The 22,017-nt window shown below is 72.0% G+C and carries 20 protein-coding genes, 1 tRNA gene and 1 pseudogene; 16 read left to right on the top strand and 6 right to left on the bottom strand.

From position 1 onward, the window contains the following. The first annotated feature begins 23 nt into the window (after positions 1-23). A complete protein-coding gene (locus tag ABZY57_RS00110) occupies positions 24-722 on the top strand; it encodes a bifunctional DNA primase/polymerase (protein WP_356506533.1) in 699 nt (232 codons plus the stop codon). A gap of 32 nt (positions 723-754) precedes the next feature. On the opposite strand, the gene ABZY57_RS00105 is transcribed toward ABZY57_RS00110, so the two are convergent. The 4 genes from ABZY57_RS00105 to ABZY57_RS00090 form a co-directional block, all read right to left on the bottom strand. Further along, on the bottom strand, positions 755-988 hold the full coding sequence (locus ABZY57_RS00105; protein ID WP_356506531.1) for a hypothetical protein: 234 nt from the start codon (positions 986-988) through the stop codon (positions 755-757). Between the two features lie 747 nt (positions 989-1,735). Then, complete coding sequence (locus ABZY57_RS00100) at positions 1,736-2,710, bottom strand: DUF5926 family protein (protein WP_356506529.1); 975 nt, start codon at positions 2,708-2,710, stop codon at positions 1,736-1,738. Positions 2,711-2,865: 155 nt separating this feature from the next. Beyond that, positions 2,866-3,372 carry an ATP-binding protein gene (locus tag ABZY57_RS00095; RefSeq protein ID WP_356506800.1) on the bottom strand — a complete coding sequence of 169 codons (507 nt, stop codon included), beginning with the start codon at positions 3,370-3,372 and terminating at the stop codon, positions 2,866-2,868. 180 nt (positions 3,373-3,552) lie between these two features. Then, entirely contained in the window at positions 3,553-4,353 is an 801-nt protein-coding gene (locus ABZY57_RS00090; protein WP_356506527.1) for a glycerophosphodiester phosphodiesterase, read from the bottom strand. 236 nt (positions 4,354-4,589) lie between these two features. On the opposite strand from ABZY57_RS00090, the gene ABZY57_RS00085 reads away from it, so the two are divergent. From ABZY57_RS00085 to ABZY57_RS00015, 15 genes are all read left to right on the top strand, one after another. Next, positions 4,590-6,170, top strand: coding sequence for a trypsin-like peptidase domain-containing protein (locus ABZY57_RS00085; protein WP_356506525.1), 1,581 nt, complete (start codon positions 4,590-4,592; stop codon positions 6,168-6,170). A 103-nt stretch (positions 6,171-6,273) separates the two neighbouring features. Continuing rightward, the gene (locus tag ABZY57_RS00080; protein WP_266907002.1) at positions 6,274-7,179 is read left to right on the top strand and encodes a LysR family transcriptional regulator; all 906 of its coding nucleotides are present in this window, start codon (positions 6,274-6,276) and stop codon (positions 7,177-7,179) included. Between the two features lie 108 nt (positions 7,180-7,287). After that, positions 7,288-7,842 carry a cysteine dioxygenase family protein gene (locus ABZY57_RS00075; RefSeq protein WP_356506523.1) on the top strand — a complete coding sequence of 185 codons (555 nt, stop codon included), beginning with the start codon at positions 7,288-7,290 and terminating at the stop codon, positions 7,840-7,842. Then, on the top strand, positions 7,842-8,900 hold the full coding sequence (locus ABZY57_RS00070; protein WP_356506521.1) for a putative sulfate exporter family transporter: 1,059 nt from the start codon (positions 7,842-7,844) through the stop codon (positions 8,898-8,900). Before ABZY57_RS00075 ends, ABZY57_RS00070 begins: the two co-directional genes overlap by 1 nt. A 134-nt stretch (positions 8,901-9,034) precedes the next feature. Then, entirely contained in the window at positions 9,035-9,982 is a 948-nt protein-coding gene (locus tag ABZY57_RS00065; protein WP_356506519.1) for a peptidase, read from the top strand. A gap of 57 nt (positions 9,983-10,039) precedes the next feature. Continuing rightward, positions 10,040-10,124: transfer RNA gene (locus tag ABZY57_RS00060), tRNA-Ser, on the top strand. Between the two features lie 469 nt (positions 10,125-10,593). Then, positions 10,594-11,001: a DUF6344 domain-containing protein gene (locus tag ABZY57_RS00055; RefSeq protein WP_356506517.1), complete on the top strand. Its 408-nt coding sequence runs from the start codon at positions 10,594-10,596 to the stop codon at positions 10,999-11,001. 714 nt (positions 11,002-11,715) lie between these two features. After that, positions 11,716-12,027: a hypothetical protein gene (locus ABZY57_RS00050; RefSeq protein ID WP_356506515.1), complete on the top strand. Its 312-nt coding sequence runs from the start codon at positions 11,716-11,718 to the stop codon at positions 12,025-12,027. A gap of 192 nt (positions 12,028-12,219) precedes the next feature. Beyond that, on the top strand, positions 12,220-13,377 hold the full coding sequence (locus ABZY57_RS00045) for an acyl-CoA dehydrogenase family protein (RefSeq protein ID WP_356506513.1): 1,158 nt from the start codon (positions 12,220-12,222) through the stop codon (positions 13,375-13,377). Next, positions 13,374-14,402 (top strand): bifunctional MaoC family dehydratase N-terminal/OB-fold nucleic acid binding domain-containing protein, encoded by a 1,029-nt coding sequence (locus ABZY57_RS00040; protein ID WP_356506511.1) that lies wholly within the window; start codon positions 13,374-13,376, stop codon positions 14,400-14,402. Before ABZY57_RS00045 ends, ABZY57_RS00040 begins: the two co-directional genes overlap by 4 nt. Continuing rightward, a complete protein-coding gene (locus ABZY57_RS00035) occupies positions 14,402-15,448 on the top strand; it encodes an acyl-CoA dehydrogenase family protein (protein ID WP_356506509.1) in 1,047 nt (348 codons plus the stop codon). The genes ABZY57_RS00040 and ABZY57_RS00035 overlap by 1 nt, the downstream gene beginning before the upstream one ends. After that, entirely contained in the window at positions 15,445-15,897 is a 453-nt protein-coding gene (locus ABZY57_RS00030; protein WP_356506507.1) for a MaoC family dehydratase, read from the top strand. The genes ABZY57_RS00035 and ABZY57_RS00030 overlap by 4 nt, the downstream gene beginning before the upstream one ends. Beyond that, the gene (locus ABZY57_RS00025) at positions 15,894-17,060 is read left to right on the top strand and encodes a lipid-transfer protein (RefSeq protein ID WP_356506505.1); all 1,167 of its coding nucleotides are present in this window, start codon (positions 15,894-15,896) and stop codon (positions 17,058-17,060) included. Before ABZY57_RS00030 ends, ABZY57_RS00025 begins: the two co-directional genes overlap by 4 nt. Positions 17,061-17,293: 233 nt before the next feature. Then, complete coding sequence (locus ABZY57_RS00020; RefSeq protein WP_356506503.1) at positions 17,294-17,827, top strand: SigE family RNA polymerase sigma factor; 534 nt, start codon at positions 17,294-17,296, stop codon at positions 17,825-17,827. Between the two features lie 140 nt (positions 17,828-17,967). Next, a complete protein-coding gene (locus tag ABZY57_RS00015) occupies positions 17,968-19,617 on the top strand; it encodes a long-chain fatty acid--CoA ligase (protein WP_356506501.1) in 1,650 nt (549 codons plus the stop codon). 31 nt (positions 19,618-19,648) lie between these two features. Here the strand turns inward: ABZY57_RS00015 and ABZY57_RS00010 are convergent, their stop codons facing one another. After that, positions 19,649-20,227, bottom strand: a complete 579-nt coding sequence (locus ABZY57_RS00010; protein WP_356506499.1) for an antibiotic biosynthesis monooxygenase — start codon at positions 20,225-20,227, stop codon at positions 19,649-19,651. 13 nt (positions 20,228-20,240) lie between these two features. Then, positions 20,241-21,149, bottom strand: a pseudogene (locus tag ABZY57_RS00005) (response regulator); the annotation flags it as partial. Positions 21,150-22,017 lie beyond the last annotated feature (868 nt).

Genomic DNA, 22,017 nt, shown 5'->3' with positions numbered 1-22,017 from the left:
TCAACGGAAAGGAACGAGCGCTCATGCGCGAGATCCTCGGAAGGCGTCTCCAGCGGCTCCGCAATCGCTTGCAATCCCTGCGCCCAGCCCCGCCGCAGGGTGATGCGCCGACTCTCCTCGACGCGGCGCTGACCTGCGCCGTCACCTGGCACTGGCCCGTGCTGCCGGGCGTCGGACGCTCCGCCGTGGACACCTCCCGGTGCGCCTGTCCCGACTCCGATTGCGTCGTACCCGGCGCGCACCCCTTCGATCCCGGGCTGCTCGCGGCCACCACCGAGCCCCGGATGGTGTCGTGGTGGTGGGCCAACCGGGCGGGTGCCCCGATCCTGCTGGCCACCGGCGGGAGTGCGCCCTGCGCGGTGAGCCTGCCCGCCGCGGCGGCCGCGCGTGCCGTCGTACGGCTGGACTCCGAGGGGATGAGGCTCGGGCCGATCGTGGCCACGCCCACGCGGTGGTCGCTGCTCGTCGCGCCGTACTCGCTGGAGCGGCTCGGGGAGATCCTCTACGCCAAGGACCACGTGCCCTCCTCGCTGCGTTTCCACGGCGAGGGCGGCTACTTGCTGCTGCCGCCTTCTTCCGCGGTCGGGGGAGGCCAGGTGCGGTGGGAGCGTGAGCCCGCGGGGGCCGGGGAGATCTGGCTGCCGGAGGTGGAGGCGGTCGTGGACGCGCTCGTGGAGGCGAGCAGCGGGGCCTCGGGCGGCGGGAGCCGGCTCGCGTACTGACCCCCGTGCGCTGACGTCTGCGCGTCGGCGGATCACTCGTACGGGTGCCAGCGGGACGAGTTTCCAAGGGAATTGGGCGCGGGGATCTCCGTGCCCCATTCCCGCATCGCTATCTTCGGCGAATGAATCTCCGCCTGATCGGTATCGGCGCCGGTGTGTTGATCATCTTGTCGCTCCCGTTGGCGGGAGCGATCGCCGGGCCGGATTTCGCCGGTCAGAGCGATGGAAAGGGCGGAGGGCTGCTCTCCACTTTCGGCCTCGGTCACCCGCACAAGGGTGACCCGGGGGCGTCCGACTCCGCGGATTCCGAGGGCTCGGCCCCATCGGGCGGTACGGGAGCGAGTTCCGCCTCCGGCCGGTCCCGTACACCGGCCTCCGCCGGGGCGCCGGCCCGACCGGGGCCGGCCGAGCAGCCGCGTACGGACGCCCGCTGTGGACCCGAACTGTCCTCCCCCCAGGGGGTGGAGGCGCAGACGTGCATCCTCTCGGGGGACGGCCGGACGTGGGGGCGCAGCTACTACCGGAACACCAGCGGCCGCGCGCTCGACGCGGTGCTCACGGTGATGGGTCCGGCGGGGCGCACGGTGCAGATCCGCTGTGCGGTCGGCGCGGGCGACGAACCCGGGCTGTGCGAAACGCCGAGGGAGGAGTCGTCAGGGGATCCGGAGGACTACTCGGCCGTAGCGGAATTTGCAGTTCCGGATGATGAAGGGGCCCTGCTCCTGCGGTCCGGGAGTAACTCACCGGTACCGAGTGACGGTTGAGCGTCACAAAAATCAAGGGCCCGGTCGCTGGCGACGGGGGATGCACCAGCGACCGGGCTACAAGAACGGTAACAAGAGATCGCCTGTTCGCAAATTCGATCTCTGATATTCGGACACCGATTTGCAGGCGATTAGCGGGAGTTGTGACACCGATCACCGGTGACCGGTCACCGGTGACGCCCCTGAGCCCCTCCCGGTGACCCTCCCGTGGGCCCTCGTGGCCGGCCCGCGAACGGGCCGGCCACCCGGTCAGCTGAGCGTGACCTGGCGGTTGGTGAGGCCACCGCGGGCCCGGCGCTCCTCCGCGGTCAGCGGCGCGTCCGTCGCGAGGGCGGTGGCGAGCCGCTCCGCGAACTCGGCCGCGGGCTTCTCCACGTCCTCGGCCGAGACTCCGGTCGGCAGGTCCCAGACGGGGACCATCAGGCCGTGGGCGCGGAAGGAGCCGACGAGCTTGGTGCCCTCGCCGAGCGAGGACGTGCCCGCGGCGGACAGCCGTGCGAGGGCGTCGAGCAGCTTCTCCTCGGGGTGCGGCATGACCCAGCGCAGGTGGTTCTTGTCGGGGGTCTCGCACCAGTAGGCGGCATCCACGCCGGTCAGCTTGACGGTCGGGATGGCGGCCGCGTTGGCGCGCTCCAGGGAGGCGGCGATCTCCGGGGAGGCGTTCTGGGCGCTCTCCGCTTCCGGAATCCAGAATTCGAACCCGCTGTGGACAACCGGCTCGAAACCGCCGTCCACGGACAGGAGATCCTGAAGTCGCGGACCCTCGGCCGGAACCCGGCGGGCCGCGACGACGGTGCCGGGCTCGGCCACGAGCGCGCGCTCCAGGGTGTCGGCCATGTCCCGGGAGAGGTCGCCGGAGGTCGAGTCGTTCTGCAGGCCGAGCAGGACGGAGCCGTCCTCGCGGCGCAGTGCCGGCGAGGCCAGCGGGAGTACGGTCACCAGCGTGACGGAGGGGACGCCCTCGGGCAGTCCGCCCTTGAGGGTGAGCGGCACGGTGGCGGCGGGGACGAGCTCGCGCAGCGCCACCCAGTCGCACTCGCCGGGCAGGCCCTCGAACGGACGGGCCACGTGCTCGGTGACGGCATGCGCGGCGGCCGCGCCGTGGCAGGCCTTGTAGCGGCGCCCGGATCCGCAGGGGCAGGGCTCGCGAGCGCCCACCACCGGGATCTCCCCGTTGTGGAGCTGCGGCTTTGCGGACTTCGCGGCGGGGCGCTTCTTGGCCATCGTGGGTGTCTCCCGGTTGCGGCGGTACGGCGTCGGTCTGGGCGCGAGCCTAGCCGTTCGTACCGCCACAACCGGTGGGGTGCGGCCGGGAGCACGGTCGGCGTGCGCTCCCGGACGGCCGCCATCCGTCCACCTGTGGTCGATGACCGGTCGGATCAGGAATCCAGATCGTCGAAAGCCGTACTGAAATCGATCGCCGGGGGCGCAACGCGCGTAGCGAAATCCTCGTGCCGGGGCCCACAGGCAACGGTCGCCCACACGGTGACCTCACCCGCCGCTCCGTCCCGGACACCCCAGTCCTGGGCCAGGGCGCTGATGATGTTCAGCCCCCGCCCGCCCCGCGCGGTGACCGAGGGCTTGGCCGGGATGGGGCGGGTGGGCCCGCCGCCGTCCGTGACCTCGACCGTCAGCCGACCCGCCTTGTCGACGTGCCACGACGCGTGGATCCCACCGTCTCCGATCTCCCGCGCGCCCAGCGGTCTGCCGTGCCGGCAGGCGTTGCTGAGCAGTTCGGAAAGGATCAGTACGGCGTCATCCACGATCGATTCGGACACTCCGCTGACGCGCAATTGCTCGCGCATCCGGTGCCTTGCCTCGCCCACGCCCGCAGGACCATGGGACACGTCCATGCACGACGACGTGGGCACTTCTTGTGCCACCATCAACGCCACCCCCGGAACCTCCTTAGCCCCACGCATGGTCTGGATGCCCCAATGGCCTGGACCGGAAACCGCCGGACCAGCGCCCTCTGACGCATTCACGGCGACCGGACGCGGAGCGGATGCGCCGGTGCACACCCCGTAACGGATGTTTCTCCTGTGACGGGTGCGCAAAACGGGATGTCAGCGGCCCAGCTGTGACAAAACTTGTCGAGGTCGGTTCGTGATGATCGCTTCCACACCCAGATCAGCGCAGAGCTGAACATCTTCCGGATCGTTCACGGTCCACACGTGAACGGAGTGCCCGGCGGCCTGAAGTTTGCGGATGAAGGCCGGGTGGTTGCGCACGATCCGCATCCCGGGCCCGGCGATCCGCACTCCGGCCGGCAGCCGCCCGTCCCGCATCCGGGGTGAGACGAACTGCATCAGGTAGACGGTCGGGACCGTCGGCGCGGCCGCCCGCATCCGGTGGAGGGAGCGCGCGGAGAAGCTCATCACGCGGACGGGGTGCGGCCCCTCGGTGGGCGGGGCGTCCAGCGCGAAGCGCTTGAGGAGGAAGAGCAGGCGCTCCTCCACCTGTCCGGCCCAGCGGGTCGGGTGCTTCGTCTCGATCGCCAGCTGTACCGGCCGCCCTGCGTCCGCGACCAACTCCAGCAGCCGCTCCAGGGTGAGCACGGAGGTCCGCTCGGGGTCCGCGTCCCAGTCGGGAGACTCCTCCCGGTCCTTCCAGGAGCCGAAGTCGAGGGCGGCGAGATCGGCCAGCTCCAGGGCGGAGACGGCGCCGCGGCCGTTGGAGGTGCGGTTCACCCGCCGGTCGTGGACCAGGACCAGGTGGCCGTCGGCCGTGAGCCGGACATCGCATTCGAGCGCGTCGGCTCCGTCCTCGATGGCCTTGCGGTAGGCGGCCAGCGTGTGTTCGGGGGCATCCTCCGAGGCGCCGCGGTGGGCGACGACCTGGATGGGGCGCGGCGTTGCGTGGGTCACCGGCTCATGGTGCCACCGGGAGGGGCCCGGATGTCGGGGAAGGCCCTTCGGGTGCTTCCGCAGATGCGTCCAAAATGTCTGGGATAAAGGATGGGGGAGACTCACAGGTCCGGCTTACAGTGCTCTGACGGGGCATGGGAAAGGCTTTGCCCAGGAACTTGTACGGCACGTCGAACGTTCAGTCGGACCGATATCGCCCGTATTTCTGAAGCCGTGTGTGACGAGGAGAGAGCGCTGTGAGCACCGAGAACGAGGGCACCGCGGCCCCGACGCCCCCCGCGGCTCCGCCCGTACCCCCGGTGGCCGCGCCCGTCGACGCCGCGCCGGCCGCGCCCGCGGCGCCTGCCACGCCCGCCGCCCCGGCGGCCGTGGAGCCGGTGACGCAGCAGTTGCCGCCGACGCCCGCGCCCGGCGCCGAGCCGACCCAGCAGCTCCCCCACACCCCGGCAGCGCAGCCCCCGCCGGCCCAGCCCGCCGCGGCGGTCCAGCCCCCGGCACCGGCCCCGGCTCCCGCGTACGCCGAGAACCCGGTTCCGCCGGTCACCCCGGCGTACGCCGACGCCCCCGCGCCCCACCCGATGGGCGCCGAGGGCTGGCCTCCCCCGCCGCCCGCGGCCCCGGCGTACGGCGCCGGCGGCGGCCAGGGCGGTGGCGGCTGGGGCGTGCTGCCGGCCACAGACGGTGCACCGCAGCCGAAGCGGAGGGGCAAGGGCGGCATGATCGCGGGCGTCCTCGCGGCCGCGCTCCTCGCGGGCGGCGTCGGCGGCGGCGTCGGCTACTGGGCAGCCGACCGGAGTGCCGACGGCTCCGGCTCCACCACGGTCAGCGCGGGCAACACGCCCAAGGAACTCAAGCGCGATCCGGGCTCCGTCGCGGGCCTGGCCGCCGGCGCGCTGCCCAGCGTCGTCACCATCGAGGCCTCGGCCGGCGACGGCGATGGCGGCACCGGCACCGGGTTCGTCTACGACCAGCAGGGCCACATCCTCACGAACAACCACGTGGTCGCCTCCGCGGCCAACGGCGGCAAGCTCAGCGCGACCTTCTCCGACGGCAAGAAGTACGAGGCCGAGGTCGTCGGCCGGGCCCAGGGGTACGACGTCGCCGTCATCAAGCTGAAGAACCCGCCGTCCGGGCTCAAGCCGCTGCCCCTCGGGGACTCGGACAAGGTCGCCGTCGGCGACTCGACCATCGCGATCGGCGCTCCCTTCGGCCTGTCCAACACCGTCACCACCGGCATCGTCAGCGCCAAGAACCGTCCGGTCGCCTCGGGGGACGGCTCCAGCGGCAAGAACTCGTACATGAGCGCCCTCCAGACGGACGCCTCGATCAACCCGGGCAACTCCGGCGGTCCGCTGCTCGACGGCCGCGGCGCGGTCATCGGCATCAACTCCGCGATCCAGTCGGCCGGCAACGGCGGCTTCGGCGGCGGCCAGGCCGGCTCCATCGGCCTCGGCTTCGCCATTCCGGTCAACCAGGCGAAGAACGTCGCCGAATCGCTGATCAAGACGGGCAAGCCGGTCTACCCGGTGATCTCGGTCTCCGTGGACCTCGCGGCCAAGACCGACGGCGCGAAGATCTCCGAGACCGGCGCCTCGGCCGGCGAACTGGTCGACCCGAACGGCCCCGCGGGCAAGGCGGGGCTGAAGCCCGGCGACATCATCACCGAGCTCGGCGGCAAGCCGATCGACAGCGGCCCGACCCTGATCAGCGAGATCTGGACGTACAAGCCGGGCGACACGGTGAAGCTGACCTACCTGCGCGACGGCAAGCCGACCACGGTGGACATCACGCTCGGCTCGCGGGTCGGCGACAAGTAGCCGTCCGCCGCCGGTGGGCGGCAGGACCAACTGGCTTGATGGTGAGGGGCCGTAGGCGCGATTGTGCCTGCGGCCCCTCCCAACGTCCGCTTATGCTTCGACCGTGTTCGATTCGCGGCACATACGGACGTTCCACGAGGTGGTCGCCTCGGGGTCCTACTCGGCCGCCGCCCGGGTCCTCGGATACACACAACCCGCGATCACCCAGCAGATGAAGGCGCTCGAACGCGCCGTCGGCACCCCGCTGTTCACCCGCGTGGGACGCCGCATGCAGCTCACCGAGGCCGGGGAGTCGATGGCCCGGCATGCCGAGGCCATCCTCGGCAGCCTCTCCGCCGCCGAGGCCCAGCTGAAGGCGTACGCCCGGCTGCGGACCGGCCGTGTCCGGCTGTGCGGCTTCCCCAGCGCCAACGTCACCCTGGTCCCGGAGGCACTGAGCAGCCTGGCCAAGGAGCACCCGGGGATCCAGGTCGAGCTGCTGGAGGGGGAGCCCCCGGACTCCTTGCGCCGGCTGGAGCGGGGCGAGTGCGACATCACCCTGGCCTTCACCTATCCCGGCCTGCACGAGGAGGTACCGGAGGAGGTCGCCGAGGTCAGGCTCATGGAGGACCAGCTGACCGTGCTGCTGCCGACCGGGCACCCCCTGGCCCGGCGGCGGGCCGTGCACCTCGCGGACCTCTCCGAGGAGCGGTGGATCGCCGGCTGCCCACGCTGCCGGGCGAACCTCCTGCACGAATGCGCGGGGCTCGGCTTCGTGCCCGACATCCGGTTCGCCACCGACGACAACCTGGTGGTCCAGAGCCTGGTCGCACAGGGCCTGGGCGTGGCCATGATGCCCGCCCTGGTCCTGCCCTCGCTCTCGCTGAGCAAAGTCTGCGGACGGGCCCTGCTGCCCGCCGCACGTCGTCATATCGCCGCACACGTCTACCGCGACCATCTGCGGGTCCCGGCGACGGCGGTCGTGCTGGAGGCACTGAGGCAGGCCGCCTCGAACCGCGTCGGCTGCTGAACGGGCCCACCGGAGGAGCCGCCTCCGCCCCAACCCATAAGCCGGTCTTGGGATTTCAGCTCAGAACTGTCGTTGGACGTGATGGGTGGGCTCCTCGACGCTCCCCCTATGACCACCACCACGCCGGCCCGCACGACCGCGAGGACGGCCGCCCTCGTCAGTGAGATCCGTACGGTCGTGGACCGGGGCCTGGCCCCCGACCTGACCGCCTACCTGGTCGGCGAACGCCTCGCCCCGCACCTGGGCACGCCCGGTCTGCTCACCGCCGAGCAGCGGGAAGGGCACCCCGACCGCTACCGGCAGCACGTCCTGCACGCGGAGCCGGACGGCAGCTTCTCCGTGGTGGCCCTGGTGTGGCTGCCGGGCCAGGAGACAGCCATCCACGACCACGTCTCGTGGTGCGTGGCCGGGGTGCACGAGGGCGAGGAGAGCGAGCTCCGCTACCGCCTCGCTCCCGCCACGGCCACCACCGGCGCCCGGCTGGTGGCGACCGAGCACGTGGTCAACGGCCCCGGCGAGGTCTGCGGATTCGCCCCGCCCGGCGACATCCACAAGGTCCGCAACTCCTGTCGCACGAAGGCGATATCCCTGCACGTCTACGGCGCCGACGTCGTACGCCTGGGCAGCAGTGTCCGCCGCGTCTACACGCTCCCGACCGACTGATGGCCCTGCTGAACCGCCCCGTGCGGGGGGCGGGATCACCGGTTCCGGTTGATGTTTCACGTGAAACATCTTCCTCGTGGCCCGGGTTGGGCCTCGCGGCGGCCGGAGTTCTGGTGGCCTGGTCGGTACACCGGCTGGTTCCCTGGGCGCCGATGCTGACGGTGTCGGTGGTGCTCGGCATCGCGGCGGCTCACCTACCCCGCCTACGGAACGTCGTACGGGGCACCGCGCGCCCGGGCCTCTCCCTGGCCGGGCGGCGCCTCATGCGGATCGGCATAGTCCTGCTGGGCCTGGCGCTGGGGCTGGACGAGGTGCTGCGGCTGGGCTGGGGCACCGTGGCGATGGTGGCCGCGGTCGTGGCGGCGACCTTCTTCGGCACCCTCTGGCTCGGTCGGCGGCTCGGACTCCCGGGGGACCAGCCGCTGTTGATAGCCACTGGGTACTCGATTTGCGGAGCCTCGGCCATCGGAGCCGTCAGCCAGGTATCGGGCAGCGACGAGGAGGACGTGGCCTCCTCGGTGGCTCTGGTCACCCTGTGCGGGACCCTGGCCATCGCGGTCCTCCCGCTCCTCCAGTCTCCCCTCGGACTCTCCGACCCGGACTTCGGCCGCTGGGTGGGCGCGAGCGTCCACGACGTCGGCCAGGTGGTGGCGACCGCCCAGACGGCCGGCCCCGGCGCCCTCGGCGAAGCGGTGCTGGTCAAGCTGATGCGCGTGGCGATGCTGGCCCCGCTGGTCGCAGCCGTGGCCTTCTCGGTACGGGCCCGCCGGCGCGGAGTGCGCACGCCCTCGGGCCGCCGGCCGGCCCCGGTGCCGCTGTTCGTGGCCGGGTTCCTCGCGGCGGCCGCGCTGCGCGCCACCGGGGTGCTGCCCGACGTAGCGCTGGAGTGGGCTCACACCGCCCAGGAACTGCTGCTTGCCGCCGCCCTGTTCGGCCTGGGCAGCGCGGTCCACCTGCCCACGCTGTCCCGTACCGGTGGCCGTGCCGCCCTCCTGGGCCTCGCGGCCTGGATGGTGGTGGCCGGCGCCTCGTACGCGGGTGTCCTCCTCACCACCTGACCGGAGTTGGCCATTTCCTGGCCGGAACCGACCGAACGTTCCGACTGGTGCCTGACATCTCGTTCCCGGCGTGCCACTCTGCCCCCGATCCGCACCGACCACTCTTCATCCGGGCACGGCAGAAGGAGTCATGCGTGAATCGTCATCGGACAGCCTTATCGGTCCTCCTCACGACGGGAGCCCTGCTCGCGGGTGCGTTGACGGCGGCCTCCCCCTCGGCCGCCGAGCAGCGTCCCGCCCCGGGCTCCTGGTCGGCCGAGCGGATGCGGGCCGCCACCCCGCTGGACATCACGGCAGCCCCGGGCATGGCCGCACCGGGCGCGGCCGCCCGTACGGCGGCCACCACCGCGGAGCGCCCCACGCGGATCGCCCCGACCCCCGCCGAGGCTTCCCCCGCGGCCTTCCCCCAGCCGGGCGGGGCCTGGACGGCCGGTGGCGCGGTGGTCAAGACCTCGGGCCGGGTCTTCTTCACCTTCAACGGGAAGAGCGCCTCCTGCTCGGGTGACTCGATCACCAGCGCGAACGGCAGCACGGTGATCACCGCTGGCCATTGCGTGAAGTACCAGGGCGCCTGGCACACCGACTGGATCTTCGTCCCGGGATACGAGAACGGGAACGCGCCCTACGGGCAGTGGAGGGCCACCAAGACCTTCGCGACCGACCAGTGGGTGGCGAGCGAGGACATGAACATGGACGTCGGTTTGGCGGTCGTCGCCCCGCTGAACGGGAAGACCCTCAGCCAGGCCGTCGGCGCCCAGGGCATCGTCTTCAACGGCGGCTACAACAAGAAGATGTACGCCTTCGGCTTCCCGGCAGCTGCCCCGTACGACGGCTCCAAGCTCGTGTACTGCAGCGGCAACTCCGGCAAGGACTTCCTCCTGACCAAGGACCACAGCCTGCCGTGCAACATGACCGGCGGCTCCAGCGGTGGCCCCTGGTTCCAGGACTTCAACGAGGCGACCGGTCTGGGCACCCAGGTCTCGGTGAACAGCTTCGGCTACACCTTCCTGCCGAACCGGATGTACGGCCCGTACTTCGGCAACGAGGCGAAGGCGGCCTACGACAAGGCCCAGACCGCCTGACCCCCCGCGAATCCCCAGCGCCGTCCACCCCCACCGCCCGGTACTCTGTACCCGCCAGGTGGGTTGCCCGAGCGGCCTAAGGGAACGGTCTTGAAAACCGTCGTGGCGCGAGTCACCGTGGGTTCAAATCCCACACCCACCGCACCAGGCAGGGCCCAGGCCCCGCCCAGAAGGGGTGCCCCGTTTCCGGGGCACCCCTTCGTCGTGCCGGCCTACCGCCACGGGCGCAGTCAGGCCCCCCGGGAGGGAGAGGGCGACCGGCTGGTCCGCGAAGCCGGTCCCGGGGCCGCCGGCGGCCCGAGCGAGCCCGCCCCGCCGACGTGAACCTGGCCCCCGGCCATGAGAAAAGATCCGCTGCGCCCTGGGGGGCAGGCGGGTCGAGCTGCGCGGATGTCAACGTCCGTCAGGAGAAGGGGAGATGGCGCCTTTCCGGCGGAAGGCAGGCCCGGTTTCACACAGGGAATCCAGGGGGTGGAATTATGCGATTAGCCCCTTTGAGTGGTGTTTGTCCGAAGATCGGCGCGGGGCATGGAGGCGTTCCGGTTGCGCCCGCATCATGACGAATGTATTCAGATCCACCCGTCGGAACATCGCGAAATGAGGGACCCGTCATGGCTCACCGCAGCACCATCACGTCGATCTGGACCACCGTCCTCGCGGCCCTCGTGGCCCTCCTCACCTCCCTCGGCTTCGGCGGCAAGGCCGCCCAGGCCGCCGCCACCCCGCTCTCCTCCTCCCCCGCCGCCCCCGCGGCCGCGGCGGCGAACCGGCCGGCCTTCATGGCCCGGCGGACCTGGAGGGCGATGATGCGCGGTGGTTCGCTCCCGCCCACCATCAAGCAGCGCATCCGCGCCGAGGCCCACGGCAAGACCCCGTCCGTCCGCCGCTCCACCACCGCCCTGGCCGCCGGCTCCGGATCCGGGTTCGAGTACGGAGTGGACGACAGCGTCCGTAGCGCCGCGATCGCCGCAGCGGTCCGCGTCGGGGCCGCTCGCCGGGAGATGGCGCTCGCCGCGTAGCGCGCGCGGCACGGAGTGCTCGTACGGCGGAGACGTAGGAGTCCCTTTACGTGCAGGTGCAGGTACGGGACGCAGGGCCCGGTTGTACGCACACGCGTGCAGGGCATGGCGGCACGCGGAAGCAAGGCAGTGAAAGCAGAAGCAGAAGCAGAGGCAGAGGCAGAAGTAGAAGTAGAAGCAAGGCAGCAAAAGCAAGGCAGCAGGAGCAAGGCAGCGGAAGCAGGAACGGCAGTAGGTGCAGGATCAGCAGGCGCTGGAGCCCGGTCGGTCGGTGTGTGTAGGCCGCGACCGCGGATCGCGCCGTGAAGGTGCCCCGGAGCGGGGCACGGTGGGAAGACCCCGGCATGCGCCGGGGGCGTGCAGGGGGCGTGAAGCTTGGCAGCGCAGGGCCGCAGGCCCGGGAGACGGTGGGGTTCCCGGACGGAGCGGCCCTTTTCGGCATGTCCGGGGCCGGCCGGTTTGGCGGAACGGTTCAGCTCTTGCCCGGCGGGGGTTTCAGCGGGTCTCAAGTCGCTGACCTGGGGCGCCGGGGGCGTGAATGGGGTTTATCCGGTGTTGGTCATGCTTGCGGGGGAATCGCGTACTCGGGGGTGGTTCGCCGGGGATTCGGTGGGCAACTCTGGACTCGCGACGTCGTCACCACACGGAACGACCGAGGCGGTCGGCCAACTGCCTTGGAGTACACCCCACTTCGGTTTTCTGGAGGATAAAGACATGGCAAGCATCCGTACCGCCCGCGTCATCGCCGCCGTCGCCGCTCTCCCCCTCGCCGTCGCCCTCTTCGGCGGGGTGGCATCGGCCGACAACGGCTCCTTCGCGAACGACGGATCGAATGCGAGCGTCGCCAGCATCATCGGCAGCGGCGTGGGTGGCAACAACCACGGCAACTCCTCCACCTCGCAGCAGGTGGCCACCGGGTCCGGCGCGTCCAACCAGAACAACACCGCGCAGGTCAACGGCTCGGCCTTCACAGCGATCGAACAGCACAACTCGAACGTCTCGGTGAACTTCTACCCCTGGTGGTAGCCGCGGCCTGAGCCGCACCGACTGTTGAGGGCGCCTGCGCGACCGGACCGGCTGGGGTCCGGTAGTGCGGGCGCCCTCGGGCGTTGTGCGTGCTCCGTCACCGTGCCCGGGAGGGCGTCGGCCTTGACATCCACCTGGAATCTGACGGACAGTCAGCTCCACTTGATGATGTGATGCCGGGAGGCCAGCGCCGTGCACCTCGCCCCGACCGTAGGCCAGTTGCGGCTCCGCGCCGAGCTGCGGGAGTACTTCGGAAACCTGCTGCCGGACGGGGTGCCCGAGGACCCCGCCGAGCAGCGCGCACTACTGCGCCGGATAGGCGCCGACGGACTCCTCGGCCTCGGCTGGCCCGTCGAGTACGGAGGCCAGGGCCGCGGCCCGGACGAGCAGTTCGTGTTCTTCGACGAGGCCTACCGGGCCGGCGCCCCCGTCTCCATGGTCACCCTCAACACCGTCGGCCCGACCCTGATGAAGTACGGGACGCAGGAGCAGAAGGACTACTTCCTCCCCCGGATCCTCAAGGGCGAACTCGTCTTCGCCATCGGATACTCCGAGCCCGAGGCGGGCACCGACCTCGCCTCCCTGCGCACCAGGGCCGTCCGGGACGAAGAGGGCTGGCTGATCGACGGCCAGAAGATCTTCACCTCCAACGCCCAGAACGCAGACTGGATCTGGCTCGCCTGCCGCACCGACCCGGAGGCCCCCAAGCACAAGGGCATCTCCATCATCCTCGTGCCCACCCATGCCCCCGGCTTCGCCTGGACCCCGATCGACACCGTCGGCGGGCTGACCACGACGGCCACGTACTACGACTCCATCCGCGTGCCCGCCGGGAACCTCGTCGGCCCCGAGCACGGCGGCTGGGGTCTGATCACCAACCAGCTCAACCACGAACGCGTAGCCCTCGCAGCCATCGGCATGCAGGCCGAGGACTTCTACCGGGGCGCGCTCGACCACGCCCGCACCCCGGACCCGGTCACCGGGGAGCGCCCCGCCGACCGCCCCTGGGTCCAGTCGCGGCTCGCCGAGGCCCATGCGCGCCTTGCCGCCGTACGCCTCCTCAACTGGCGCCTCGTCCAGGACGTCGGCGCGGGCACCCTGGCCCCGGGCGACGCGAGCGGCGTGAAGTTCCTGGGCACCGAGTCCACCGTCGAGGTGTACCGGATCTGCCAGGAGGTGGTGGGGGAGGAGGCGCTCATCCGGGGTTCCGGCCCCGCGGTCTTCGCGGGCGGCGAGCTGGAGCGGATGAACAGGGCCGCCCAGATCAACACCTTCGGAGGCGGCGTCAGCGAGGTCCAACGGGAGATCGTCGCCATGATGCGGCTCGGTATGAAGGGAAGGAAGCGATGACCGCCACGCCCGCCACCGGAGCATCGCAAGCGGAGACAGCAGCGGAGACAGCAGCGGACACAGCAGCGGAGCCAACATCGGACGCAGCAGCGGAGACGGAAGCGGACAGGGAGGCAGCGCGCTTCCACACGCTGCTCACGTCCTTCGAAGGGCAGCCCGCCGCCACCGCCGGCCAGGGAAAGGACGCGGTCAACGCGCCGATGATCCGCCACTGGTGCGAGGCGATGGGCGACGCCAACCCCGCCTACACCGGGCCTGACGCCATCGCCCCGCCCACCATGCTCCAGGCCTGGACGATGGGCGGGCTCTCCGGACACGGCGACCGCTCCTCGGCCTACGACGACCTCCTCACGCTGCTCGACGGCGCGGGCTGCACCTCCGTGGTCGCCACCGACTGCGAGCAGGAGTACCTGAGGCCGCTGCGCCCCGGCGACGTGATCACCTTCGACGCCGTCATCGAGTCGGTGTCGCCGCGAAAGACGACCAAGCTGGGCACCGGCCACTTCGTGACCACCCGCATGGACGTCCGCGCGAACGGCGAACCCGCCGGGACCCACCGCTTCCGGATCCTCAAGTACGCCCCGGCGGCGAAGAAGCCCACCGGGTCGGGGAAGCCCGCCAAGCCCGTCCAGCGTCCCCGCCCCGTGATCAACCGAGACAACCAGGGCTTCTGGGACGGCGTCCGCGCGCACAAGCTCCTGATCCAGCGGTGCACCGCCTGCGCGACGCTCCGCTTCCCCTGGCTCCCCGGCTGCAACGCCTGCGGGAGCCCTGACTGGGACATGGTCGAGGCGTCCGGCGCCGGCACGGTGTTCAGTTACGTGGTCATGCACCACCCGCCCTTCCCCGCCTTCGACCCGCCCTACGCGGTGGCCCTCGTCGAACTAGCCGAAGGGGTCCGCATGGTCAGCAACATCACCGGAGTCCCGTACGACAAGGTCCGCATCGGGCTGCCCGTGCGCCTGGAGTTCCTGCGCGTGGACGAGGAACTGGAACTGCCCGTCTTCCGGGGGAGCGAAGCCTGATGGACTTCCACCCCACCGAGGAACAGGCCGCCGCGGCCGGACTCGCCGCCCAGATCTTCGGCGACCTCGCCACCCACGACCGCCTGGGCGCCGCCGGCACCGGCAGTGACGCCGAGCTGTGGAAGGCCCTCACCGCCGCCGGGCTGACCGCCGCGGTCGAGGACGTCGGCCTGCTCGGCCTGGTGCTCCTGCTGGAGGAGCAGGGCCGCACGACCGCGCAGGTCCCGTACGCCGCCACGTGCGTGTACGGGATCCTCGCCCTGACCCGGCACGGCACCGACGAGCAGCGCGCCCGGCTGCTCCCCGCGCTCGGCTCCGGCGACGCGGTCGCCACGGGGGCCTTCCCGAACCGGGGCCGGATCACCGCTGCGCCGGACGGCCGGCTCACCGGCTGCGCCCCCGCCGTGCCCTGGCTGCGCGAGGCCACGCACGTCCTGGTCCCGGACCGGGCGGGAGCCCTGTGGCTCGTACGGACGGACGCGCCCGGGGTGCGTACCGAGCCGGTGGAGACCACCGCTCCCTGGGCGGCCGGAAGCCTGACGCTGACCGCCGCCGAGGCGGAACGGGTCGGCGGGGAGGGCGCCTGCGCGGACGTACTGGCCGTCGCCCGGACCGCCTTCGCCGGCCTCCAGGCGGGGGTCTGCGCGGGCTCGCTGGCCCGCGCCGTCGAGTACACCTCCACCCGCGAGCAATTCGGCCGGCCGCTCTCCACCAACCAGGGGGTCATGCTGCGCGCAGCAGACGCCTACATGGACACCGAGGCGATACGGGTCACCGCGTACGAGGCGGCCTGGCGCGTGGACGAAGGGCTCGCGGCGGGCGAGCACGCCCTGACGGCGGCCTGGTGGGCCTCGGAAGCGGGCAAACGGGTCGTCCACGCGGGCCAGCACCTGCACGGCGGCATGGGCGCCGACCTCGACCACCCCGTCCACCGGCACTTCCTGTGGGGACGCCAGCTCGACGCGTACCTGGGCTGCGGCAGCGAGCTGCTGGCCGAGCTGGGCGCGGTCCTGTCCGAAGACACGCCCGAGGGGGACGAGGCATGAACATCGGCGACGCACTGCCACCGCTGGAGATACCGGTCAGCCGCACCCTGATCGTCGCGGGCGCGATCGCCTCCCGCGACTACCAGGACGTGCACCACGACGCGGTGCTCGCGGGGGAGAAGGGCTCCCCGGACATCTTCATGAACATCCTGACGACCAACGGTCTGGTCGGCCGGTACATCACCGACCACCTCGGCCCGCGCGCGGTCCTGCGCAAGGTCGCGATCCGCCTCGGTGCCCCGAACCACCCCGGCGACACCATGACGCTGACCGGCACCGTCACCGCCCTCGACGGGGACACCGCCGAGATCCGCGTGGTCGGCGCCAACGGCATCGGCCACCACGTCACGGGCACCGTCACCGTCACGCTGGGCGGCGCACCGTCCGACCAGGACCCCGCGCAGGACACCCTGGACAGCGTCCTCGGCACCCCGGAGGGCACGGCATGAGCGTCCGCACCCGTGACGAGCTCGGCGGCCGCGCCGCCATCGCCGGCATCGGCGCGACCGAGTTCTCCAAGGACTCCGGCCGCAGTGAGCTGAAGCTGGCCGTCGAGGCCGTGCACGCGGCCCTCGACGACGCCGGGCTCACCCCCGCCGACGTGGACGGCATGGTCACCTTCACGATGGACACGAGCCCCGAGATCACCGTCGCCCAGGCGGCCGGCATCGGAGACCTCTCCTTCTTCTCCCGCATCCACTACGGCGGCGGCGCCGCCTGCGCCACCGTCCAGCAGGCCGCCCTCGCCGTCGCCACCGGGGTCGCGGAGGTGGTGGTCTGCTACCGCGCCTTCAACGAACGCTCCGGGCGCCGCTTCGGCTCCGGCGTCCAGCAGCGCGAACCCTCGGCGGAGGGCGCGGCGCTCGGCTGGTCGCTGCCCTGGGGACTGCTCACCCCGGCCTCCTGGGTGGCCATGACGGCCCAGCGCTACCTGCACGCCTACAACCTGACCCCGGAGGCCTTCGGCCACGTCGCGGTCACCGACCGCCGGCACGCCGCGAACAATCCGGCCGCCTACTTCTACGGCAAGCCCATCACCCTCGCCGACCACGCCGCCTCGCGCTGGATCGTCGAGCCGCTGCGGCTGCTCGACTGCTGCCAGGAGACGGACGGCGGCCAGGCCATCGTCGTCACCACCGCCGAACGGGCCCGCGACCTGCGGCAGAAGCCCGCCGTGATCACGGCGGCGGCACAGGGCGCGGGCCGCCGCCAGGAGGCCATGTCCTCCTTCTACCGGGACGGCCTCACCGGGCTGCCGGAGATGGACGTGGTCGCCCGGCAGCTGTGGCGGACCAGTGGACTGCGGCCCTCGGACATCGACGTCGGCATCCTCTACGACCACTTCACCCCGTTCGTGCTGATGCAGCTGGAGGAGTTCGGCTTCTGCGCACCGGGGGAGGCCGCCGATTTCGTGGCCGCGGACGCGCTGCCGCTCAACACCCACGGAGGCCAGCTCGGGGAGGCGTACCTGCACGGCATGAACGGCATCGCCGAGGCGGTCCGCCAGCTCCGCGGCACCTCCGTCAACCAGGTCTCGGGCGCCGCCCACGCCCTGGTCACCGCCGGTACCGGCGTCCCGACCTCCGGCCTGATCCTGGGCGCGGACGGCTGACCTGCCCCTCGCGGACGACTGACCGGCCCGTCACGGACGGCTCACCTGCCCGTCACGGACGGCTGACCGGCCCCGTCACGGACGGCTCATCCGCCCGCGATCCTTCCGTGTGGAAGCCCCGCCTCCTCCACCTTCAGGAGGTGGGGCGGGCCCCACCCCTACAACCTGAGGGGGATCCCGCTTCGGCACTTGCGGCCGATCCGGTGGGGCCGCGCCGCTCATAGCGTGGAGCCATGACCCCGCCTGTGTGCACGCTCGCCTCGAATCCGACGCCGTACCCGTCGTTCTCGGCGTACGTCCGGACCCGCGGCACGGTCCTGATGCGCACCGCGCGCTCGCTCACCGCCAACCCCTGCGATGCCGAGGACCTCCTCCAGACGGCGCTGGCCAAGACCTACGTCGCGTGGGACCGCATCGAGGACCACCGCGCGCTGGACGGCTACGTCCGCCGGGCCCTCGTCAACACCCGCACCAGCCAGTGGCGCAAGCGCAAGGTCGACGAGTTCGTCTGCGACGAGCTCCCCGAGGCCGACGAGCCGCCGACCACCGACCCCGCCGAGGCACAGGCGCTGCGCGACGCCATGTGGCGTGCGGTGACCCGGCTCCCCGACCGGCAGCGGGCGATGGTCGTCCTGCGCTACTACGAGGACCTGAGCGAGGCCCAGACCGCCGAGCTGCTCGGCGTCTCCGTGGGCACGGTCAAGAGCGCCGTCTCCCGGGCGCTGGTCAAGCTCCGCGAGGACCCGGAGCTGACACCCGTCCGCTGAGTGCCGCCCCGCCCGGCCGATGTTTCACGTGAAACAACGCCGCGTTTCTACTCTTGGGTAGTGACATGCCGACCGGTACGTGCGCAGAATCGCAGCATCCGTAGCCGCCGCAGCGCCGCAGCGCTCACCGGGAGGACGCTTTGCTGAGCACCATGCAGGACGTACCACTCCTCGTCACCCGCATACTGCAGCACGGGATGACGATCCACGGGAAGTCCCAGGTCACGACCTGGACCGGGGAGGCCGAGCCGCACCGCCGCAGCTTCGCCGAGATCGGGACCCGCGCCACGCGCCTGGCCAACGCCCTGCGCGACGAGCTGGGCGTCCAGCAGGACGACCGTGTCGCGACCCTGATGTGGAACAACGCCGAGCACGTCGAGGCGTACTTCGCGGTCCCGTCCATGGGGGCCGTCCTGCACACGCTGAACCTGCGGCTCCCTCCCGAGCAGCTGGTCTTCATCGTCAACCACGCGGCCGACAAGGTCGTCCTGGTCAACGGCACCCTGCTGCCGTTGCTCGTCCCGCTCCTGCCGCACCTGCCGACCATCGAGCACGTCGTGGTCGCGGGCATCGGCGACCGCTCCGCGCTGGAGGGCCTCGGCGTGCGCGTGCACGAGTACGAGGAGCTCCTGGCGGGCCGCCCGGACACCTACGACTGGCCCGAGCTGGACGAACGCCAGGCCGCGGCCATGTGCTACACCTCCGGCACCACGGGTGACCCCAAGGGCGTCAGCTACTCCCACCGCTCGATCTACCTGCACTCGATGCAGGTCAACATGACCGAGTCGATGGGCCTGACCGACAAGGACACCACCCTCGTCGTCGTCCCGCAGTTCCACGTCCAGGCCTGGGGTCTGCCGCACGCCACCTTCATGACCGGCATCAACATGCTGATGCCGGACCGCTTCCTGCAGCCCGCCCCGCTCGCCGACATGATCGAGCGCGAGAAGCCCACGCACGCCGCGGCCGTCCCCACCCTCTGGCAGGGGCTGCTCGCCGAGGTCACCGCCAACCCGCGCGACCTGACCTCGATGAAGCAGGTCACCATCGGCGGCGCGGCCTGTCCGCCCGCCCTGATGGAGGCCTACGACAAGCTCGGCGTACGCCTGTGCCACGCCTGGGGGATGACCGAGACCTCCCCTCTGGGCACCATGGCCAACCCGCCGGCCGGTCTGAGCGCCGACGAGGAGTGGCCGTACCGCATCACCCAGGGCCGCTTCCCGGCGGGAGTCCAGGCCCGCCTAGTGGGCCCCGCCGGCGACATCCTGCCCTGGGACGGCGAGTCGGCGGGTGAGCTGGAGGTCCGCGGCAACTGGATCGCGAGCTCCTACTACGGAGGCGCGGCCGGTGAACCGACCCGCCCCGAGGACAAGTTCAGCGCGGACGGCTGGCTCAAGACCGGCGACGTCGGCGTGATCAGCACCGACGGCTACCTGACTCTCACCGACCGGGCCAAGGACGTCATCAAGTCCGGCGGGGAGTGGATCTCCAGCGTGGAGCTGGAGAACGCGTTGATGGCCCACCCCGACGTCGCCGAGGCGGCGGTCGTGGCCGTCCCCGACGACAAGTGGGACGAGCGCCCGCTGGCCACCGTCGTCCTGAAGGAGGGGGCCACCGTGGACTACGCGGGGCTGCGTGCCTTCCTCGGCCAGTCGATCGCCAAGTGGCAGCTGCCGGAGCGCTGGGCGTTCGTCGAGGCGGTACCGAAGACGAGCGTCGGCAAGTTCGACAAGAAGGTGATCCGCAAGCAGTACGCGGAGGGCGTCCTCGACGTCACCAAGCTCGACTGAGGCCCACCGGCCCCAGGGGGCTCCACCGGGACTACTGGCCGCGCGTGAGCCAGGGCCGCAGCAGCTTGCTGATCGCGGGCATGGCCACGTAGGTCATCAGGGTGCTGAAGACGACGGCGAACGCGGCCGTCCGCAGCACGAAGTTCAGATTCACCAGGTACGGCCCGAGCAGCGCGTTGCCCGCGAGCGAGATCGGGAAGATGGCGAGCCCCGAGCTGACCGCCATCTTCCACCGCGGCGGCGCGGGCCGGGCCGTACCCGGCTTCGCGAACCAGGTCTCCATGCCGTGCAGTTCGCGCCGGGCTATCTCGGTGTGGTGGTGCCCGAGGCAGTTCGAGAACCAGGCGGCACGCTCGGCGGAGTCCTGCCACCGCTGGAAGGCCGCCTGGTTGCGGAACCGGTGCACCAGGAACCAGGGACCGCCCTCGACTGCCGGGCGGAACAGCCCGTACCCCAGGTGGTCGGGGAAGGCCGAGGCCGTCTCCAGGATCCCGTGGGCCCAGGCCTCGAAGTTCTCCTCGTGGCCCGGATCAACCTGTCGCGCGATGAGCAGACTGACCTCCCCGTTGTCTGCGGGGACGGTCTGCTCGCTCGTGTCGGTGATGGCCATGCGGCCAGAATGACTAGTTGGTGCCGATCTTGGCCAGGAGGTCCACGATGCGGCCCTGCACGTCCGCCGTGGTGGACCGCTCGGCGAGGAACAGCACGCTCTCGCCCGAGGCCAGCCGCGCCAGTTCGGCCGGCTCGATCCCCGTGGCCGTGTAGACGACCAGCGGGGTGTGGTTCAACTGCCCGTTGGCGCGCAGCCAGTCCACGATCCCGGCCCGGCGGCGGCGCACCTGCATCAGGTCCATCACCACCAGGTTCGGCCGCATCCGGGTCGCCAGCTCCACGGCGTCCGTGTCGGCGTCGGCCCGCGCGACCTGCATGCCGCGCCGCTCCAGGGCGGCGGTCAGCGCGGTCGCGATCTCGTCGTGCTCCTCGATCAGCAGGACCCGGGAGGGGTGCTGCTCGCTGTCGCGCGGCGCGAGCGCCTTGAGGAGCACGGCCGGATCCGCCCCGTACGCGGCTTCGCGCGTGGCGTGCCCCAGCCCGGCCGTCACCAGCACGGGCACCTCGGCGGCCACCGCGGCCTGGCGCAGCGACTGCAGGGCGGTCCGGGTGATCGGTCCGGTCAGAGGGTCCACGAACAGCGCGGCGGGGAACGCCGCGATCTGCGCGTCGACCTCCTCGCGGGAGTGCACGATCACCGGGCGGTAGCCGCGGTCGCTCAGTGCGGCCTGCGTCTGCGCGTCCGGAGCCGGCCAGACCAGGAGCCGGCGCGGGTTGTCCAGCGGCTCGGGCGGCAGCTCGTCGTCCACGGGACGGGGCACGGTCCGGTTGACCACCTCGACGGCGCCACCGGGCCCGTCCAACGGCTCGGGGCCCTCGGCGGAGCCCGCCTCGGGTGCTCCTATGGCGAAGGCACGGCCCTCGGGCGCGGGCTCCGCGAGCCGGCGGCGCCGGCCGGAACCGTTCGTGTCGCCGGATCCGCCGCCCTGTCCGAGGCTGCCCAGCGCGCGGACGCTGATCGGCGCCCCGGCGCTCTCTGCGGACGTGTCCTGCGGCTGCCGGGCTCCGGGTACGGCGATCTGCCCGGCGCCGTCCGAGTCCTCGGGGGCGGTACGGGCCGCCGGAACCGGCCAGGCCGGGGTGGCGGGCTGCGCACGCCGCCGCCCGGTGGGATGCGTCTCGGGGGCTACGGGGCCCTGCGCGCCCGCGTCCACCCGCCCGCCGGGGGCTTCGGCGCCCTCGGAGTCGGTGCCGGGCGCGCTCAGCACCCGGCGCCCGCGCCGCCCGCCCGCGGCGTCGGCGTCGACCCCGGAGGGGGCCTGCGGCGGCCGCGGAGCCGGCGTCGGTCCGGCGGGCAGCGCGAAGCCGCCCTCGGGGGCGATGGGCCGTACGGAAGCGGGAGCCGGGGAGGAGGGAGGCGCGGACATCGGAGCGGGCATGGGCGTGGGCGTCGGCCCGAGCCCGGTCGCCGGCACGGGGCCGCCCGGCTGCGCCGGACCGGCCGCCCCCAGGGCGCGCCGCCGCCCGGCGGGGTGCTCCGTCAGCGGAACGGGGAGTCCCGGGAACGGCGGCACCGGCACGGGAGCCACCGCCGCGGGCGGGAGCGCGGGCATGGCGGTCCCCTGCGGGGGCACGGGCCGCCCGGGACCGCCCGGACGGTCGTTGCCGCCACCGGAGTCGCGGCCGCTGCCGTCACCGCTGCCGTCGCCGTTCTGGCCGCGGCGCCGCCCCGTGCCGCCGCTGCCACCCAGGCCCGCCGGGTTCACGGGGGACTGGGCGAGCTCCGCGGGAGACGGACCGGAAGAACGCCTCGATCACCACCGTTCCGCGCGACACCATCGTGGACAT

It is taken from the genome of Streptomyces sp. NPDC006450 (assembly GCF_040612195.1).
Taxonomy (GTDB): domain Bacteria; phylum Actinomycetota; class Actinomycetes; order Streptomycetales; family Streptomycetaceae; genus Streptomyces.
This window is presented reverse-complemented; position numbering and strand designations above follow the sequence as displayed.

Bases quoted from the DNA above. Each gene is read 5' to 3' on its own strand.
- ABZY57_RS00010 (WP_356506499.1), bottom strand. From the start codon at position 20,227: ATGGCCATCACCGACACGAGCGAGCAGACCGTCCCCGCAGACAACGGG.
- ABZY57_RS00110 (WP_356506533.1), top strand. From the start codon at position 24: ATGCGCGAGATCCTCGGAAGGCGTCTCCAGCGGCTCCGCAATCGCTTG.
- ABZY57_RS00095 (WP_356506800.1), bottom strand. From the start codon at position 3,372: ATGGTGGCACAAGAAGTGCCCACGTCGTCGTGCATGGACGTGTCCCAT.
- ABZY57_RS00100 (WP_356506529.1), bottom strand. From the start codon at position 2,710: ATGGCCAAGAAGCGCCCCGCCGCGAAGTCCGCAAAGCCGCAGCTCCAC.
- ABZY57_RS00075 (WP_356506523.1), top strand. From the start codon at position 7,288: ATGACCACCACCACGCCGGCCCGCACGACCGCGAGGACGGCCGCCCTC.
- ABZY57_RS00035 (WP_356506509.1), top strand. From the start codon at position 14,402: ATGGACTTCCACCCCACCGAGGAACAGGCCGCCGCGGCCGGACTCGCC.
- ABZY57_RS00030 (WP_356506507.1), top strand. From the start codon at position 15,445: ATGAACATCGGCGACGCACTGCCACCGCTGGAGATACCGGTCAGCCGC.
- ABZY57_RS00020 (WP_356506503.1), top strand. From the start codon at position 17,294: ATGACCCCGCCTGTGTGCACGCTCGCCTCGAATCCGACGCCGTACCCG.
- ABZY57_RS00055 (WP_356506517.1), top strand. From the start codon at position 10,594: ATGGCTCACCGCAGCACCATCACGTCGATCTGGACCACCGTCCTCGCG.
- ABZY57_RS00050 (WP_356506515.1), top strand. From the start codon at position 11,716: ATGGCAAGCATCCGTACCGCCCGCGTCATCGCCGCCGTCGCCGCTCTC.
- ABZY57_RS00025 (WP_356506505.1), top strand. From the start codon at position 15,894: ATGAGCGTCCGCACCCGTGACGAGCTCGGCGGCCGCGCCGCCATCGCC.
- ABZY57_RS00070 (WP_356506521.1), top strand. From the start codon at position 7,842: ATGGCCCTGCTGAACCGCCCCGTGCGGGGGGCGGGATCACCGGTTCCG.
- ABZY57_RS00040 (WP_356506511.1), top strand. From the start codon at position 13,374: ATGACCGCCACGCCCGCCACCGGAGCATCGCAAGCGGAGACAGCAGCG.